General features: G+C 73.5%; 13 protein-coding genes. 3 read left to right on the top strand and 10 right to left on the bottom strand.

Annotation, left to right across the window (positions count from 1 at the left end):
* Nucleotides 1-66: 66 nt before the first annotated feature.
* The gene (locus tag WME97_RS21840; RefSeq protein WP_437300988.1) at nt 67-453 is read right to left on the bottom strand and encodes a VOC family protein; all 387 of its coding nucleotides are present in this window, start codon (nt 451-453) and stop codon (nt 67-69) included.
* 283 nt (nt 454-736) lie between these two features.
* Here WME97_RS21840 and WME97_RS21835 point away from each other — a divergent pair, with 283 nt between their 5' ends.
* Nucleotides 737-2,569 carry a M2 family metallopeptidase gene (locus WME97_RS21835; RefSeq protein ID WP_437554571.1) on the top strand — a complete coding sequence of 611 codons (1,833 nt, stop codon included), beginning with the start codon at nt 737-739 and terminating at the stop codon, nt 2,567-2,569.
* A gap of 16 nt (nt 2,570-2,585) precedes the next feature.
* Here WME97_RS21835 and WME97_RS21830 read toward each other — a convergent pair whose 3' ends face one another.
* From WME97_RS21830 to WME97_RS21820, 3 genes are all read right to left on the bottom strand, one after another.
* Nucleotides 2,586-3,407 (bottom strand): GNAT family N-acetyltransferase, encoded by an 822-nt coding sequence (locus WME97_RS21830; protein WP_437554569.1) that lies wholly within the window; start codon nt 3,405-3,407, stop codon nt 2,586-2,588.
* Nucleotides 3,408-3,670: 263 nt separating this feature from the next.
* Nucleotides 3,671-4,231: a hypothetical protein gene (locus tag WME97_RS21825; RefSeq protein ID WP_437554567.1), complete on the bottom strand. Its 561-nt coding sequence runs from the start codon at nt 4,229-4,231 to the stop codon at nt 3,671-3,673.
* Between the two features lie 320 nt (nt 4,232-4,551).
* Entirely contained in the window at nt 4,552-4,833 is a 282-nt protein-coding gene (locus WME97_RS21820; RefSeq protein ID WP_437554566.1) for a hypothetical protein, read from the bottom strand.
* A 259-nt stretch (nt 4,834-5,092) separates the two neighbouring features.
* On the opposite strand from WME97_RS21820, the gene WME97_RS21815 reads away from it, so the two are divergent.
* Nucleotides 5,093-5,872, top strand: a complete 780-nt coding sequence (locus tag WME97_RS21815) for a hypothetical protein (RefSeq protein ID WP_437554564.1) — start codon at nt 5,093-5,095, stop codon at nt 5,870-5,872.
* On the opposite strand, the gene WME97_RS21810 is transcribed toward WME97_RS21815, so the two are convergent.
* From WME97_RS21810 to WME97_RS21800, 3 genes are all read right to left on the bottom strand, one after another.
* Nucleotides 5,809-7,101: a cytochrome P450 gene (locus WME97_RS21810; RefSeq protein ID WP_437554562.1), complete on the bottom strand. Its 1,293-nt coding sequence runs from the start codon at nt 7,099-7,101 to the stop codon at nt 5,809-5,811. The two genes, WME97_RS21815 and WME97_RS21810, sit on opposite strands and share 64 nt — an antisense overlap.
* A 276-nt stretch (nt 7,102-7,377) precedes the next feature.
* Nucleotides 7,378-7,731 carry a hypothetical protein gene (locus tag WME97_RS21805; RefSeq protein WP_437554560.1) on the bottom strand — a complete coding sequence of 118 codons (354 nt, stop codon included), beginning with the start codon at nt 7,729-7,731 and terminating at the stop codon, nt 7,378-7,380.
* 437 nt (nt 7,732-8,168) lie between these two features.
* A complete protein-coding gene (locus WME97_RS21800) occupies nt 8,169-8,855 on the bottom strand; it encodes a DUF1349 domain-containing protein (protein ID WP_437554558.1) in 687 nt (228 codons plus the stop codon).
* 394 nt (nt 8,856-9,249) lie between these two features.
* Between WME97_RS21800 and WME97_RS21795 the strand changes: the two genes are divergently transcribed.
* On the top strand, nt 9,250-9,432 hold the full coding sequence (locus tag WME97_RS21795) for a hypothetical protein (RefSeq protein ID WP_437554556.1): 183 nt from the start codon (nt 9,250-9,252) through the stop codon (nt 9,430-9,432).
* 19 nt (nt 9,433-9,451) lie between these two features.
* Here the strand turns inward: WME97_RS21795 and WME97_RS21790 are convergent, their stop codons facing one another.
* From WME97_RS21790 to WME97_RS21780, 3 genes are all read right to left on the bottom strand, one after another.
* The gene (locus WME97_RS21790; RefSeq protein WP_437554554.1) at nt 9,452-14,068 is read right to left on the bottom strand and encodes a HEAT repeat domain-containing protein; all 4,617 of its coding nucleotides are present in this window, start codon (nt 14,066-14,068) and stop codon (nt 9,452-9,454) included.
* A gap of 157 nt (nt 14,069-14,225) precedes the next feature.
* Nucleotides 14,226-15,785, bottom strand: coding sequence for a hypothetical protein (locus WME97_RS21785; protein WP_437554553.1), 1,560 nt, complete (start codon nt 15,783-15,785; stop codon nt 14,226-14,228).
* Between the two features lie 141 nt (nt 15,786-15,926).
* Nucleotides 15,927-16,202 carry a hypothetical protein gene (locus WME97_RS21780; RefSeq protein WP_437554551.1) on the bottom strand — a complete coding sequence of 92 codons (276 nt, stop codon included), beginning with the start codon at nt 16,200-16,202 and terminating at the stop codon, nt 15,927-15,929.
* Between the last annotated feature and the right edge of the window lie 514 nt (nt 16,203-16,716).

Raw genomic sequence — 16,716 nt, 5'->3', positions numbered from 1 at the left:
CGCGCTCGCTGCGGTGCAGGCAGGGCGCGCAGCTCCCCGGGGGATCCCGATCGAGCGATCGCTCCGTCATCCGCCGCCGCTGCCGTAAGGACGGGTGATGATCTCGAGGAAGTGCCCGGCGGGATCGGGGAAGTAGACGCCGCGCCCGCCGTCATGGTGGTTGATCTCCCCGGGGTGCTGCGCTCTGGGATCGGCCCAGTACGGGATCTGGCGTTCGCGGATTCGACCGAAGATCTCGTCGAACTCGGCCTCGCTGACGAGGAAGGCGAGGTGCTGAGAGCGGATCTCGCCAGGGGTGTCGATGAAGTCGAGCGTGACGTCGTTGTCGAGCCGCACCGTCAAGAAGTGCCCGAACGGCACCGGCGCCGAGAGGCCCAGGATCTCGGTCAAAAAGGTAGCGGACGTCGTCTTGTCCCGCGCCGGGACGATGGTGTGATTGAGCTGGACGGCCATGCTCGCCTCCTCCCTTCCGTGGGCGGTTGCCCATCTCCGGCGGATCTTGAGCGATCTCGCGGCGCGGGGCCACCTCCAGGCTCGCGCGATGACCTGGATCGAGCGGACTTTGCCGCCTCTCGGCCATCGCCGCCGCGCGCCCGAGAGGATTGCTGGAGCCGGCGAGCGGCCTTAGGAGCCCCACCAGGATCGCGGCGCCGAAGCGCACCCCGCGCCCTCTGCGCGTCCGGGGTGGAGAGACGGTCTTACGCCGGAGCTGTCCGCGATCGAGGAGCGGCGAGAAATGGTGCGCATTCCGATGTTCGTCGTCGCGTTGCCCTGCGGCATGCTCGCGCTCACGGCGGCCTGCTCCGATCCCGCCCCGCCCACGCCGCCGCAGCCCGTCACCGACCCGGCGGCGGAGGAGGCCGCGCGGTTCATCGATGCGGCCGAGGCGGAGCTGCACGAGCTCAGCACCTACAACAACCGCGCGGCGTGGGTGGCGGCGACGTACATCACCGTCGACACCGAGATCCTCGCGGCCGCGGCGAGCGCGAAGCTGCTCGGGGTGCAGGCCGATTACGCGAAGCGGGCCGCCCGCTTCCTCGACCTCGATCTGCCCTATGACGTCCGCCGCCGTCTCGAGCTCCTGCGAACGTCCCTCACGCTCTACGCACCCGCCGATCCCGCGAAAACGAAGGAGGTCGCGACCATCGCGTCGAGGCTGGAGGCGATGTACGGAGCGGGCAAGTACTGCCCCGCGAGCGGCGAGTGCCTCAATCTCGAGGACCTGAGCAGGACCCTCGCGAAGAGCCGCGACCCCGAGGAGCTGAAGCGGGCGTGGGTCGGCTGGCACACGGTCTCTGCCCCCATGCGGGGCGATTTCACGCGGCTCGTCCAGCTGGCGAACGAGGGCGCCCGCGAGCTCGCGTTCAAGGACACAGGCGACGCGTGGCGCTCGAAATTCGAGATGCGGCCCGGCGTGCTGTCGCGGGAGGTCGATCGCCTCTGGGGGCAGGTCAAGCCGCTCTACGACGCGCTCCACTGCTACGCGCGGGGCCGGCTCGCCGCGAAGTACGGCGAGGACGTCGTGCCCGGCAAGGGCCCGATCCGGGCGGATCTGCTCGGCAACATGTGGGCGCAGGACTGGAGCAACATCTACGATCTCATGGAGCCCGAGGGCGCCGCGCCGATCTACGATCTCGACGCCGCGCTGCAGGCGAAGGGGTACACGCCGATCGAGATGGTGAAGACGGGCGAGCGCTTCTTCGTCTCGCTCGGGTTCGAGCCGCTCCCGGCGACCTTCTGGGAGCGGTCGCTCTTCGTCAAGCCGGCGGATCGCGACGTCGTCTGCCACGCGAGCGCGTGGAACATCGACGACGAGGAGGATCTGCGCATCAAGATGTGCATCGAGATCACGGCCGGCGACTTCCAGACGATCCACCACGAGCTCGGCCACAGCTTCTACCAGCGGGCGTACAACCACCTGCCGCTCCTGTACCGAGACAGCCCCAACCCCGCGTTTCACGAGGCCATCGGCGACACGATCGGGCTCTCGGTCAGTCCGGAGTACCTCCAGCGGATCGGGCTCGTGGACCAGCTGCCCCCCGCCTCCAGCGACCTCTCGCTCCTCCTCCGCGAGGCCCTCGGCAAGATCGCCTTCCTGCCGTTCGCCGTCTCGGTCGACCGGTGGCGATGGGGGGTGTTCTCGGGGGACATCCAGCCGGCGGGATACAACAAGGCCTATTGGGAGATCCGGAGGAGGTACCAGGGTGTCGTGCCGCCGGTGCCTCGCTCCGAGTCGGACTTCGATCCTGGCGCGAAGTACCATGTGGCGGCGAGCGTCCCGTATATCCGGTACTTCTTCGCCCATATCCTCCAGTTCCAGTTCCACCGCGCGCTCTGCGACGCCGCAGGGTACAAGGGGCCGCTCCACCGCTGCACGATCTACGGCAGCGACAAGGCCGGCGAGCGCCTCCGGCGGATGCTGGAGATGGGGCGGAGCCGCCCGTGGCCGGAGGCGCTCGAGGTGGTGACGGGATCGCGGCGGATGGATGCGGCGCCGATGCTCGCCTACTTCGGGCCGCTCAAGGACTGGCTTGACCAGCAGAACCGCGGCAAGACGTGCGGGTGGTAGGCGGGGGCGCGCGGGATCAGGCCTGGGTCGGCGGCAGGTAGTCCGGCGGCGGCGTGTAAAAAGCGAAGCGCGTGACCGCGTGGTAGCCCATCACGTCGTACACGGGCCGCCCCAGGTCCGTCGCGTGGAGGACGGTCTTCTGGGCGCCGGTGGCGCTCAGCGCGTCGTCGAGACAGCAGCGCATCACCGCCTCGGCGTAGCCTTTGCGCCGGTGCTCGGCCGCGGTGGCCACGAAGCCCACGTACCGGATCCCCGCCACCATGAACGTCGCCGCGCAGCACACCGGCTGGTCGCCCACGTAGCCGACCCGCCCGAACGCCCGGTCGTCCCACAGCGCCTCGTGGGCCAGGGCGGCGCGCCCGGTGGGGAGCGGGAGGCCGTAGGCGATGGAGTTGAGATCGGCGACGGCCGCGCGCGTCTCGGCGTCGCCCACGCGCCTGAGCTCCAGGCCGGCGATCTCCCGCCGCGGGGTGGGGAGCGCGTCGGCCACCATGCCCATGATCGACACCGCAGGTTGGAAGCCGAGCCCGGCCAGGAGCTCGGCGGCCGCTTCCGCGTCACCGCCGGGCGCCCAGCTGTCGGACAGCGCGAAGAACCAGGGAACGCCGCCGGTCCGGGCGAGCTCGGCGCCGATGCGCGCGCGGCGCTCCAGATCCGTGAGGTTGCCGGCCGGCGAGGAGAGCGTGGCGATGTTGAGCAGGGCCATGCCCGTGCCCGAGAGGATGACGGAGACACCGTCCGTGTGCTCGATCCGGTGACCGGGGAGGCAGCGGCTGAAGTGGATCCAGGCGGCCAGGAACTGCGCATTGCACTCTGCGATCTCGGTCGGGTCGGACATGGGAGACCTCCTCTGGACCGAGATATACCGGGCCGGGCGCCCGGCGATCGAGCTTTCGCCGTCGAGCGTGAGGGCCACGCGGCGCTGCCGCGGCCGTCGGCCCGGCAGCAGCGGGGCGCTCTGGCCAGGCAGGATGATCCGATCGACACTGGGGGATCAGGGGAAGGCGCCAGTCCCAAAAGGACGCGGACCGGAGAGCGGAGGTGCGCCGACGGGCGCGAGGGGGCCGAGGTCAGCGCCGCTCGTCCCCCCCTCGGGCGGCCTCACGGCTCGACGGACCCCAGCGTGTGGCAGTTGTTGCACGAGAAGTCGCCATCGCCGGTCGTGGGGTCGTACTGGACGCGCTGGAGCAGGCTGGCCATCTCTGGCACGACCTTCTCGAACATGAAGGTGCTCCACTCCGCGCGCTCCGGGTGCTCCGGGTCTTGCACGTACTCGAGGAACCCCTCCTCGCTGTCGGGTAGCACGGCGATCGCCGGGCTCGGCATGGCGTAGGCGCGCGTGGGCCCGTCGGCGCCGTGGCACGTCGCGCAGTCCATGGTCTCGAACGCCGGGTTGTACGCCACGAACACCTCCTTCATCCGCGGCAGCACGTCGCTGTTCATGTATGCGACGCGCTGCTCGAAGTTCATGTCCTTCCACGCGGTCGGCTCCGGATCGCTGGAGTCCTCCGCGCCACCACACGCGGCGACGAACAGGCACGCTGCCATCGAGGCGCGCCTCACGACCGCGGTCCTCGTCCGGCGATAGGAGCGCGGCGGCGCGTGATCCGGCCGCTCTCGCGCTGCCTTCGCGTCGTTGGTGGCCGGTTCCGCGGTGATCATGGATCGCATGTCGTATCTCCTCTCCTGGGTCGTGCTGGTTCGAAGCGGGTCGTCCGGACGGCACTGACCGGATGCGCCCTGGTTCTACCGTCACGACGAACGGGCGGGCCCGAGATCGACACGCTCAGCGATGTTTTTTTGCTGCCGCCATCTGTCGACAACTGCTTGAAACTGCTGGGTCATCAGCGCGCCATTGCGGCGAGGCTCAACGTCGACTGACGTCACCCGACGCCGACTGATGTCCACTGACGCCGGCTGATATCGGCTGATCTCGACGGACGCGGACCAGGGCAGGGGTATGGATGCTTTCTTGAATCCTCTCACGATGGCGACGCCGCGGCGCCGGGGCTGGCGTCGGGCGAGGGAGCGGAGAGGGGCGCGGACAACAGCGCATCTGCGCACGGCGCGATCACGTCGCGCACGGCTTCCAGGTGGCAGCGCGCCCGCTCCGCCTCGGTGAGCCGGCCGTGGTCGCGCCATGCGGCGGCGTCGATCCCGGCGCGCTCGCCGAGGTGCGCGCCCCGCACGGCGAGCGCCTCGTCGAACGCGCGCGCCACGGCCGCGCGCACCGGCTCGCCGCCGCGCGCCACGGCCCAGCGCACGAACGCCCACGCGAGCTCGGCGTGGGAGGCCTCGTCGGCCGCGATCCTGTCGAGGCCACGGCGCGCCTCGGGGTCGCGCGCGGTCCCGCTGCGCGCTGGCCAGGAGCGCGGCGAGCGTCTCGCCCACGCAGCCCTCGCGCACCGCGCTGGCCGCGGCGCCGGCGAGCGTGGGCGCGCCGAGCGCGCCGTCCATGGCCATCGGCCCCGGGCCGAGCGGCCGGCCGGCATAGCGGCTCGCGAGCGTGAAGCACGTCCTCGCGTGCTGCAGCTCGTCCGACAGGGCGCGGTGCGCGGCGTCAATCAGGGCGGGCGGCGCGCCGAGGGCGAGCAGATCGAGCGTGAAGCGCGCGAAGGACGCGATCGAGGCGTGCTCCAGGCGCGCGTCGGCGAGCCACGCCTCCGCGAGGGCGGCGCGCGTCGCGGGATCGAGCGCGGTCACGTCGTCCGCCGCAGGATCGAGCGCCCAGTCGGCGCGCGCCTCGACGCCGGCCAGGCGCGGCTCGCCGCCCACGAGGAACGGGCGGCCGCAGGCGCCGATGCCCGGGTCGTCGACGTCGTAGCAGCACTGGCCGTCCTCCAGCCGGCCATTCTCGTAGCTCACGCAGGACACGGGGTTCGGATGGTAGTCGCTCGGGCAAGCCTCGGCGCTCCCTCCAGCGCCGCCGGCCCCGCCGCCCCCGTCGCCGGCGTTTTGCTGGATCTCTTCCAGCGAGAAGCACCTCGTCTGGACGCTGCTCTGCCCGCCGGCGCCGCCCTGCCCGCCGGCGCCGCCCTGCCCGCCCGCGCCCGTACCTGTCTCCGCGCCCTCCACGGCGCCATCGAGGCAGCCGACAGCCAGCGACAGGCCGGTGAACATGCCGGCTCCCACGATGTGCATGATGCGCGCGCGAAGATCTCTGGTCATGGTGCCTTGCCTCCTGCGATGTGCCGTCCTCGGCACGGGATCGGGATGTTTCCTGATCCCCCGGGACGCAGTCACGCCGCGCCGAGCGTCACCGGCACGGCCATGGGCTTTCGGAAGAACAGGCTGGGCGCGTAGCTCGGCCGCGCCGCGGCGGCGAGGCGCAGGCCGGGGAACGCGGCGCGCAGCGCCTGCACGGCGCACCTCACCTCGATGCGCGCGAGGGGAGCGCCGATGCACGTGTGGACCCCCCAACCGAAGCCGAGGTGCCGCCCGCGCGGGGTGGCGACGGGGCGGGTCACGTCGAACCGCTCCGGGCTCGGGAAGACCGCGGGGTCGTGGTTGGCGGCCCCGAAGAAGGCGAACGCCGTGGCGCCCGCGGGGATCTCGACGCCGCCGACGACCGCGGGCGCCGTCGCGCGCCGCGGCTCCATCTGCACCGGCGCGTCGATCCGGAGCGTCTCCTCGATCGCCGCCTGGAGCAGCGCCGCGTCGCCGCCGATGGCGTCCCAGAGCGCGGGCGCCTCCAGCAGGCGGAGCACGAGCGAGCCGATCAGGCTCGCGACGGTCTCGTAGCCGGCGAAGAACAGGACGATGATATGCGAGATCATCTCGTCGACCGACAGCGGCGCCTCGCCGTCGACGCGGGCGCCGATCAGGGCGGTGATGAGGTCGTCGGCGGGCTCGGCGCGGCGCCGCTCGATGAGGGCGGTCAGGTAGCGCTCGTAGGAGACGAACCGCCGCGCCGCCTCCACCTTTCGCGCCGTGTCGGCCGTCGGATCGTAGAGCGTGAACCGCTCGTCCTGGCAGGCCCTGAGCAGGGGCGCGTCCTCGAGCGGTATCCCGACCAGGGCGGCGCTCATCTGCAAGGGGAGCGGGAAGGCGAGCGCCTGCATCAGATCCACAGGGCCGCTGCCGGGGTCCATGGCGCGCACCAGCGCGTCCGCGGCCCGGGCGATCGCCGGCTCGAGGGAGGCGACCCTCGCTGGCGTGAACCCCTTGGAGAACAGCGCCCGCGCGCGCGTGTGCCCGGGAGGGTCGTTGTTGAAGAGCGCCGGCGGCAGCTCGTACACGCCCTGCTTGAGCTCGGCGATCACCTCCGGCGGCAGATCCGGCGGCAGGTCGAGGATGTGCGCGGAAGAGAACAGGACCGGCTCGCGGAGCACCTGCGTGAGCTCGGCGTGGCCCGTGACGAGGTAGGCGGAGAACGCCTCGCTGTAAGCGACCGGCGCCTCCCGGTGGGCCGCCCGATAGAACGCGCGCGCGGGGTCGTCTGTAAAACCCGGCGAGAAGGGCTGGAACAGCGCGCCGACCCGGCGCGCGCTCTCGCCGGCCGGCGGCCCCTGAGGGGTGTTCTCTTCAAGCATCGGCCCCGAGACTACCGGGTCCGGCGAGCGAGGGAAACAGCCCGGGAGATCTGCAGAGCGCCCGCCCGAGGAGGGCGCCCGGCGCGCAGGCGCAGACGAAGACCGCGGCGATGGTGCTGCTCGCGGCGCGGCGCGCGGAGGGGCCAGCGTGCGCCACGCGAGGTGTTCGCGGCGTCGAGGGGGCCACGACCGCCCTCGGCGCCGCCTCGATCTCGACCAGGCGGTCACGCTTCGCCGAGCCGCCCTGCCGCGCGCGGCCGCCTGATGGGATGGGACCTAGAGGTCCTGGATGTAATCACATCCGATGCTCCTGCCGAGAGAGTGGCAGTGGATGGCGGTCTCCGGCGCCAGGTCCGGGCGATGGATGTTGGGAGTCCGGTAACAGGTGGACTGGTCATTGCCGACGATCAGATATGCCCACCGCCTCCCCGTCGGGGTGGGGCCCGACATCGTGCAATCGAGCCTGGTCCCCGCCACGAAGCCGTTCACGATCGCTTGCTCGGTCTCGCCGGCTTCTTCGCTGTCGATCGACGGATCCATGGATCCCACGCACGCAGCGCCGGAGACGCAGACGAGCCCTGTCACCAGCGCCATGCCGAGCCAGTTCTGGAGATTGCGACGATTGCTCATACTTCCCCTCTTTCTACGACGGAGACTCGTTGCGGTGGAGCCCCGGTGGTCACCGTCCGCGAGCCTCGTCGGATTCACGAGCAAGAGCTATGCTCGGGGCGTCTGTCACCCGACGCTACAGCGTCACTGGCGTCTCTTCGGACATCGAAACATCTCCGCTCGCGGGGCAAAGTCGCGCGACAGGGAGACGGAGAACGTCACGAGAGACAGGGAAACGGCCGACATCGAAGATCGACACGATCGCCAGGGACACGGAGCCTGGCGACAGGACATGGAGAACGCCGCCAGGGACACGAAATCGAGCGACTTGGATGTGGAGATCCTGGCCAGGGACAAGCCTGTCCCTGGCGCCGCCGTCACGTCGGCTCTTGCGCGCTCACGGGCGCCGCGGGAGAGCGCGCAGGACGAGGCCGCGCGCCGTCGCGCGGCCCGCAACTTCACAGCACGTGCGGGAGCGGCAAGGCGAGCCCGGTGAGCGGCGGCATCTGACCGGCGCGCGCCAGGGCGTCGTCGTACACGCCGTCTCCGCTGCGGAGGTCGCCGAGGCGGCGCGGCGCGAAGCGGATGTCGTCGAAGACCGCGGTGCAGCCGTCGCCTGCGGGCGACTGGGCCGAGAAGCCGACGGCGAGCTCCGCCGTGCTGCCCAGCGAGAAGCTGCGGACGAGGCGCCATGTCGTCCCGTCGGTGGAGGCGTGGAACGCGCACACCCGCCCGAGCCGCGAGACGCGCAGCCAGACGTGATCCGCGTCGACCTCGAAGGATCGGCGGTCGTCCGACAGACCGCGGGTCACCACGGAGACGACCGTCGGGGCGCCCTCCGGCGAGAGCTCGAAGCAGAGCTTCGCCCACGAGCGCTCGTGCGCCCAGAGGAGCAGCACGCCGGCGTCGCGCGCCGCCGAGAAGCCCACCGTCACCCGCGCGCTGGCGAGGAAGTCGCCGTGCGGCGTCCCGAGCAAGCGCGGCGCGTTCAGCGCGCCCCGGGTGCGCTCCGGATCGAGGAACAGGTCGGTCTCGCCGCCTGCTGTGACGGTCAGGCTCGACGCTTTCCCGGCGCTCCAGCTCCTGGGCGGTACCTCCCAGCGGAGCGGTGTAGGCCACGGCGCTAGGTGCACAGGTTCACTCACCTCGTCTCCCTCCCCTGCATCACGTCGATGGTACCGGAGTGTGCTCCTGCGTTGTCGTGGAATCGTTTCGGTGTGTATGGAGGATCTCGCTTCTATGCGAATTACCGTCCTTCTGATCTCCTGCTGCTCGGTTGGAATCCTGGCAGGGTGCTTCACCTCGCGGAAGGGACCGCCGGAGTTCCTGCTCGGCGCGAGGGCGGTGCGGACATCACCTGATGGCGATGGTGACCGGGACGAGAACGCCGGCACCGGGGTTAGCGGCACCGGCTATGTGGACGCCGCGGCCGCCCTCGTCGGTGCGGCCGGGTCGACCGTCGCAAACCGCGCGTTGTACGACACTTGCTACGCGGCGTGTCCAACAGGGACGGCGTGCGACGCAGCTACGGGGATGTGTGTGCGGCAGCCGTGCGGGGGGAAATGCCCGGCCGACTACCGCTGCAAGGTCGTCGAGGGGAAGGAGGCCTGCGTCCTCGGCGAGCCCGACCGCGGCGTGGTCTCGCCGCCGGCCGCGCCCGGGGCAGGGGAGCTAGGGCCGGGAGCGGCGCCCGGGGATGCGCCGGGGCCGCGGGTCAACTGAGGAGCGGCGCCCCGCGCGATCACCGCCCCTCGATCCGCCTCATCACCTCTGCATAGACCTCGCGCCGGTCCGGCCGAGCGCGGCCCAGCGCGTCCTTGAGCGCGGGGATCGCCGGCGCGCCCACGTGCCCGAGCCCCTCCGCGGCCGCGCGGCGGACGACCGCGTGCGGGTGCAGGAGCAGGCCCACGATCGCGGGGAGCGCCGGCGGCCACGGCGCAAAGCAGAGGATCCGGATCGCCGAGCGGACCACGTCCGGCAGCGGATCCGAGAGGAGCGCGCACGTCGCGCGCAGGTAGGCGGCGCGATCGACCGCGTCGCGGAGCAGCCGGTGCGCGTGGAGCCGCACCCGGGGGCGCCGATCGCCGAGCAGCTCCACGAGCAGCGCCGCGAGCTCCCCGTCGGGCGCCCCGGCCAGCGCCGAGAGCGCCCGGCGCGCCTGCTCCGCGTCCCCTGCGCGCGCGAGCCGCACGAGCTCCTGCCGCGCTGGACCTCGGTCGCTCGCCTCGGGCGCCTGTGGCTCCGGGCGCGCGCGCAGCGCCTCCAGCGCCCGCGTTTCCTCGGCCGCGCGTCCCCCTCCGGGCGGCCGGAGCGGGCCGTCGTCGAGCGAGAGGCGCCCGGCCAGATCGGCGCGCCCCTCGGCGCGGAGGCGCTCCACCACGGCCTCGAGCTCCGGCGTCCGGAGCAGCCGCTCCCCCGCGACCAGATCGAGGTAGCCCCACGCGCCCTGCCGGAGGCGATCGACCAGGCGAGCCGCCCGCGCGTCGGGCGCGACGCGGCGGATCGCCTGGGCCGCCGCCGCGCGCGTCGCCGGCGCGCCCGACTCCCACCACGAGAGCAGCTGCGGGAACAGGCGCTCCGCTTGCGGCGGCGTCAACAGGGCCGCGAGGCGCGCCGCGCGCTCCCGGCGCGCCTCGTCGGCCGGGTCGCCCCGGAGCTCTTCCTCGGAGAGATCGAGCAGCGAGGGCGCCAGGGAGGGCAGCCCCGGGCGGTCGACGTCGTCCACGTCGCCGCGCAGGTAGGCCCGCAGCACGGCGGCGCGGGCGTCGGGCTCCGGCCACGACGAGAGGAGCGCGACGGCGGCCTTGCTCCGGAGCTCGGGCGCGGGCGCGGCCAGCATCGACAGGAGGCGCTCGCGGAGCGCGGCCGAGCGCGGCTGGTCGAGATCGGACGGCCAGGGCACCCGAGCGTCGGCGTTCGGCGCGGCCGCGTGCTCGGCGAGGGTCCAGGGCGGCGCGCCGATCGGCTGGAGCGACTCCATCCAGTCGAGCAGCGCCGGCCGCGCCGGCTCGGCCGCGGCCGGGAACACCTCGATCAGCGCGGCCAGCTGCGCGCGCGAGCCGAGGCCGCCGCGCGGCCGCTCCCGGAGCGCCGCGAGCGCCGCCGGCTCCAGCGCCGCGGCCCGGAGCGCCGCCCGCCACGCGGCCGCGCCCTCGGGATCCTCGTCATCGCCCGCCTCGGCCGTCGCCCCGAACGCCTCGCGCAGGATCGCCGGCTCGGCCGTCCATGGATCGGCGGCGGCGCGCGCCATCGCGAGCGCCTGATCGACGTCGGCGCGCCCGAGGATCGCCCCGCACCGCCGCAGCAGCGCGAGCGGCGATCGGCGCGCCCCCGGCCCCGGCGCGAGCCCGCGCACGCGCGCCGCGACGCCGAGCGCCTCGGCGCGCGTGAGCTCGGGCGCTGCCTTCTCGAGCAGCGGGAGCAGCCCGTCGCGCAGATCGGCCGACGCCGCGGCGAGCCCGTCGAGCAGCACCGCGGCGTGCCGGGCGTACAGGCGCGCCTCGACGGGCGACCACGGGGCGGTGGACGCGCGGACGATCAGCCGGAGCGCCGCGTCGCGCAGCGCCGGCTCGTCCGCTGCCAGGCGGAGCCACTCCGGCGCGAGCTTCCGCAGGGCGGCGAGCCACCGGTGCGTCAGCGCCGCCTGCCGCTCGAGCAGGCGCCGCGCGGTCGCGTCGTCCCAGCCGTCGCGGGCGAGCGCGGCAGCGAGCGCGTCCGCGGCGCCTGCGAGCGCGTCCGAGGCGCCTGGGGGAGGCGCGGCGCCCGGCCGCCCTCGCTCGCGGGCAGAGAGCCCGTGCGCGGCGAGCTCGTCGGCGGTCCCGGAGGCGAGGGCGATCTCGCCATCGAGCACCCGCTCGAGCAGCCGCGCCGCCGCGGCCGATCCCTGGCGGAGCCCGCTCCGGATCGCCTGCGCCGACAGCTTGCCGCTCAGGGCGTCGAGCAGCCGGTCGCGGGCGCGCTCGTCCTCCGCGACCCCCGCGGCGGCGAGGATCGTCGCCTCGCAGGCCGGCCCGACGATCGCCCGCAGCGCGGCCTCGAGCGCCGCGCGCAGCCCCGGGTTGTCGTGGCGCCCGAGCCAGAAGACGAGCTTCGGCACGGCCTCGGGCCCGCCCGCCCGCGCCAGGGCCTCGGCCGCCGTCTTCTTGATGCTCATGTTCGGGTGATCGAGGCACGCGGCGATGGCGGGGCAGGCCCAGCGCGCCTCCATGCCCCCGAGCGCGCGCAGCGCCTGCCTCGCCGTCTGCACGTCGCCCGCGCCCGTGAGGAGCGTCAGGCTGGCCGAGAGCGCCTCGGCGCCGTCCTCGGCGAGCAGCGCGATCACGCGCTTGCGCACGCGGGGATCGCGGTGGCGGAGCAAGCGCGGGACGCGCGAGCGCGCGGCCTGACCGCGCGCCGAGCGCAGCAGGTCGACGAGGAGCGCGCGCTCGCCCGCGGACACGCCGGGTCGGTCGAGGAGATCGAGGGCGAGGCTCGCGAGCAGCGCGTCGCCGGCAGCGCTCTCGCTCGCGGCGTCGAGGAGGCAGACAGGCCGGATCTTCCGGCGCTGGTGGAGCCGCCGCCCGAGGCCGCGGATCGCCTCCGCGACATCGTCCGGGATCGCCGGCTCTGCGGGCCGCGCGGGGCCCCGGTCGAGGTCGCGATCGGGCGGCTCGGCCGGCCCGCCGGGGGCCCACGCCGCAGCGTGATCCGCCGCGATCCGGAGCAGCAGATCGGCGATCGCCGGGAGGGCGCTCGCGTCGCCCGCGCGCGCGAGCGCCCTGAGCGCGTCCGCTGGCGTGCACCGCTTCACCGCGCGCTGGAGCACCGCGAGCTCCGCCGCCTCGGCCCCGGCGAGGTCGGCGGCGATCTCGGCGGGCAGGTCCCGGGGGTTCAGGCGGGCGACGAGCGCGCGCCGGTCCGCCGGATCCTCCGTCAGGTGCCAGAGCAGCGCCGCGGCGCGGTGGCGCTCGCCTCGGAGGTGCGGGGCGATGGCCGCGCCTGCGCCGCCCTGGCCTAACGCGGCCCGGAGCGCCTCCGCCGTGCGTGGGCCGCCGATCGCGGCGAGCGCCTCCAGGGCCGCGGCGGGCGCGCGCGGCAGGGCTGCGAGCACGTCGTCCTCCGCGGCCGCGTGGCGCAGGGCGCCCAGCGCGCGCAGGAGGGGGGCGGGCGAGGGCGCGTCGCGGAGCTTCTCGGCGAGCGCGTCGCCGAGCGGGAGATCCGCCGCGCCCTGCCGCGCCATGGCGACGATGATCTCGGCGCGGCGCGGCCAGCTCGCGTCGCCGCCCGGCGCCGCGGCGAGCGCCGACAGGAGCGCGCGCCGGCAGGTGAAGGCGATCGCCGCGACGTCCTCCGCCGCGATCGTGGGATCGGCGAGGGCGAGATCGAGCAGGGCCGCCGCGTGCTCCGGGGCGGGGAAGTGCCCGCGCCGGTGCAGCGCGCGCAGGCAGGCGATCGCGCTCGGGCCGAGCAGCAGCGGATCGCCCGCCGCGACGCTCAGGATGGCGCCGACGTCCTCGCGGGTCGCGTGCTCGCCGAGGAGCGTGAGCGCCCGCTGCCGGAGCCGCGGCGGCGCGTCCTCGCGGGAGACGAACGCGCGGAGCGCGGCGCCCTCGCCGTGGCGCGCCGCCGTCTCCAGCGCGGCGGCGGCCACCTCGGGGGCGCCGCCGAGGAGCTGCTCCAGGCGCGCGCCCGGGAGCGGCGCGCCGGCGAGGACGGCCCAGGGCGCGGCGAGCTCGCGCAGCGCGCCTGCGACGATCGCGGGCGCCGCCGCGTCGAGCAGCGCGGCGAGCACCGCGCGCGCCTGATCGGGCGCGAGCAGCGCCGCGTGCAGGCATCGCCGGGTGAGGTCGAGCGCCGCGGCCGCGAGGACCGGATCGCGGCGCGCCGCGAGCTCGGGGAGGAGCGCCTCGGGCGCGGGGATCTCGGCCGGATCGAGCGCGTGGAGCGCCTGGTAGAGGAGCTCGCCGGCGGGCTCGTCGCGGAGGGCCTCCGGCCGCGTGAGGATCTCGGTCCGGAGCCACGCGACGCGGACGGCGGCGGGGAGCGAGGCCTCGCGCCACGCCGGGAGGCGCTGATCCGGGAGGGAGGGCCACAGCTCGCGGTAGAGCCCGGCGAGGAGCAGCGCGATCTCCGGCGTCCTGTCCAGCGTGCGCAGCGTGCGCGGGAGCAGCGCCGCGAGCTCTCGCCGCCCAGCGCTGCCCTCGCGCCGGGCGGCCTGGGCCATCCGCGTGAGCCCGAGGTACCGCACGCGCTCGTCCTCGTGCTTGACGAGCTGGCGGAGCATCTCCTTGCTGCAGAGCGCCTCGTCGACGTGCTCGGCGAGCCACCGCACGTCCGCGCGGCGGAGCGCCGCGGCGAACGTCTCGTCCAGGTGCACCATGGCGGCGCCATCGTAGACCGGCGCGCGGCGGCGCGGCGCCGGCAAAGCGATGGCCAGCGCCTGGTCACCGAGGCCGTCGGCGCGCGCTCACCGCGATGGCCAGCGCCTGGTCACCGAGGCCGTCGGCGCGCGGTCACTCCGATCACTACACTCCGAGTTACTCCGACGGCCTGCTCCCCGTCACGGCAGCGCGCGACAGATTCAGCAGCGCCTTCGCGCGCGAGTACGCGATGTACGGGTTGTCCGTGGAGCCGCCAAGATCGTCGGCGTCTTCCCCTGGGCCCTGCGCCCTCACCGGGAGCCACAGGTAGTCGGGGTGCATCAACTTACCGTTGATGCCGTTGACGAGGGCGGGGTTCCTGATCCACTCGCCGCCGATCACCGCCAGCCGATCGTCGAGCTCGAGCACGTAGTGGAGCTCCACGTTCATGACCGGGATGTTGCGCTGCGCGGGGGGCTGGAGGAGCTGCTCGGGGCTCACCTCGTCCGAGACCATCCCGTAGCGCCCGCTGACCCGGACGAAGCGCCTGGCGTACGGGTTGAACCGGTAATTGTAGCAATCCGCCCCCTGGAACCCGCCGTTACAGACGAGCCGTGCTGCCTCCTGCGCGCTCACCTCCGCCATCGCGTCGATGTTGAACGACGTGACCGGGTAGCTCCACACCTCGCGGTGCCAGGTGTAGTCGACGACGAACGCGCGCCGCGCCCGAGCGCTCGACGTCGAGCTGATGGAGCTTGCGCCCAGCCCGAGGAGGCCGGTCATGGCGATGTGCATCGTCCCGGGGTTCAGGTCGCGGCACGCCGGATCGACGGGCCTGCCGTACTGATCGCGGTGGACGAGGTCCTCCCGCGCCTCGCAGCGCCGCCCGGACACCGTGGCCGAGTCGCTGTGGTACAGCTCGGTCATGAGCGCCTCGATATCGGCGGTGCGGAACAGGATGCACCCCGTCTCCACCGAAGCGCACGTGGTCACCTTGCCGCCCGAGAGCTTCACGCGGATGTCGCGCTGCGGCGGCCCGCCGTCCTCGGCGACGACGTAGGCCGCCCAGCCGTTGCAGTGTCCCCACCAGTACTCCGGGGTCACCCCTTGATACAGGCCGTGGTTCTTCAGCTCCCAGTACGTCGTCGGCCCCGCGACGCGCGTCGCCCGGGGAGCGCGCAGCCCGTCAGCCCGGCCCACCCCCAAGGTGATTGTGCCCGCGGGCGCATCGAGCGACCGGCCCTGTCCCGCGTAGAACAGGAGATCGTACTTCTCGGCCGGCGAGAGATTGTCTGGATCGGACGTCAGATCGCCGTAGTCCTTGACCGCGGAGTTCCACCGGTCCGCGATGCCGTTCCTGTTTTGCGGCCACCACTGCGAGGCGAAGGGGCCCGTGGACTGGCCCTGGAGCAGGCTCGAGTTCAGCGCCGCGTACGACCCCCTGAGCTCCGGATGCAGGCTCGTGGGCAGATTCGCGCCGTCGATGGCCTCTCGCGTCCCGGTCAGCGGGATGAGGAGCGTGTGCGAGCCGCCGAGGATCTGCCCGGTCTCGGGCGAGAAGCCGAGCACGTACGGTACCGATCCACCCTCGATGAAGCGCGCCGTCTCCGGCCGCGCGCCGCTCTGTATCTGCAGAGCGGCCACGCCTTCGCGTGGCGGCTCTTGCTGATCCAGGTCCATACAGCCCAGCGCGAGAACCGCTGAGCCCACCGTCATCGCCCCGATGCGCATTGTCATGGCCGCTCCCCCCGACGCCTACCCTGTGCCACCTGGGTCGCCGGTGTCTGCAGAGGTCAGGCCAGCGGAGAGGAGGATGCGTCGCGCAATCGATGCACGCGCGCGGCACGCACCCGCAGCCGTGCTGCATTGAAGGTCTCGTTAGTCCTTTGCGTACTCCTTTGCGCGCGGGCCCATGCGCTCCAGACGGCCGATGGTGCGCTCGCGCGCCTCTGGCCCGCGCACGGAGAGCGTCCACGGCGGGCCTTCGCCCGGGAGGGTCTCCTGCGGCGTCCCGTCCTCGTGCGAGCCGAGGTCGTGGCGGGCGAGCTCGGGCTCGGCATGCCACGCCAGGCCCGGCGGGTGGCGTGCCGCGCGTTGGGCCAGGGGGCGCAACGTCGTCCTCGCGCCCTGGGCGGTTCTGTCGTCCAGTGACATGGCGGGCGGCCGATACCTGGGACGTCTCGGCGCCGCGCCGGGCGGCTAGGCACGCGAGGCGGCGAGCAGGGCGAGCAGACCGATGTGGCGCCGACACGCCCGACCGAGCGCTCGAGGCCGCCTGGCCGCGCCTCGCGCCCGTTGACACCTTCATGAAACATAGATAAGTTCACCGTCGCACGTCGGCGGAAACGCCGGCGGAAGCCGACATCTTGAGCAGCGAAGCCGCTGCGCCTTCGGATCGCTTACCAGGCGGCCGTGGCAGGTCGGTAGGATCGCCCGAGTCGATCCAGTCGGAAGAAAGGGTTGACAGTTTCGAGGCAGGCCGTTACAAGGCCCGCCCCGAGCTGAGGACCAGCAGCTGAGCAGCGGAAACGCTGCGGCTCTGGGCCGCTCGCCTGGCCGGTCGAGACCGGTTGGTGAGCAGGGCACCGGGCGACTTCAGCGAGACTCTTCTGGAGTCCGTTCGAAGAGTCCGGCGACCGAGCAACCCGGTCAGCGAGTCAACCTTCTC

Origin of the sequence: Sorangium sp. So ce367, assembly GCF_051520455.1 — a bacterium.
Classification (GTDB): domain Bacteria; phylum Myxococcota_A; class Polyangia; order Polyangiales; family Polyangiaceae; genus Sorangium; species Sorangium cellulosum_B.
The sequence above is the reverse complement of the archived record's forward strand: the minus strand, read 5'-3'. Positions and strand labels throughout refer to the sequence as shown.

Coding starts and splice junctions, on each gene's coding strand:
- WME97_RS21840 (WP_437300988.1), bottom strand. CDS start 453: ATGGCCGTCCAGCTCAATCACACCATCGTCCCGGCGCGGGACAAGACG.
- WME97_RS21835 (WP_437554571.1), top strand. CDS start 737: ATGGTGCGCATTCCGATGTTCGTCGTCGCGTTGCCCTGCGGCATGCTC.
- WME97_RS21830 (WP_437554569.1), bottom strand. CDS start 3,407: ATGTCCGACCCGACCGAGATCGCAGAGTGCAATGCGCAGTTCCTGGCC.
- WME97_RS21825 (WP_437554567.1), bottom strand. CDS start 4,231: ATGATCACCGCGGAACCGGCCACCAACGACGCGAAGGCAGCGCGAGAG.
- WME97_RS21810 (WP_437554562.1), bottom strand. CDS start 7,101: ATGCTTGAAGAGAACACCCCTCAGGGGCCGCCGGCCGGCGAGAGCGCG.
- WME97_RS21805 (WP_437554560.1), bottom strand. CDS start 7,731: ATGAGCAATCGTCGCAATCTCCAGAACTGGCTCGGCATGGCGCTGGTG.
- WME97_RS21790 (WP_437554554.1), bottom strand. CDS start 14,068: ATGGTGCACCTGGACGAGACGTTCGCCGCGGCGCTCCGCCGCGCGGAC.
- WME97_RS21785 (WP_437554553.1), bottom strand. CDS start 15,785: ATGACAATGCGCATCGGGGCGATGACGGTGGGCTCAGCGGTTCTCGCG.
- WME97_RS21780 (WP_437554551.1), bottom strand. CDS start 16,202: ATGTCACTGGACGACAGAACCGCCCAGGGCGCGAGGACGACGTTGCGC.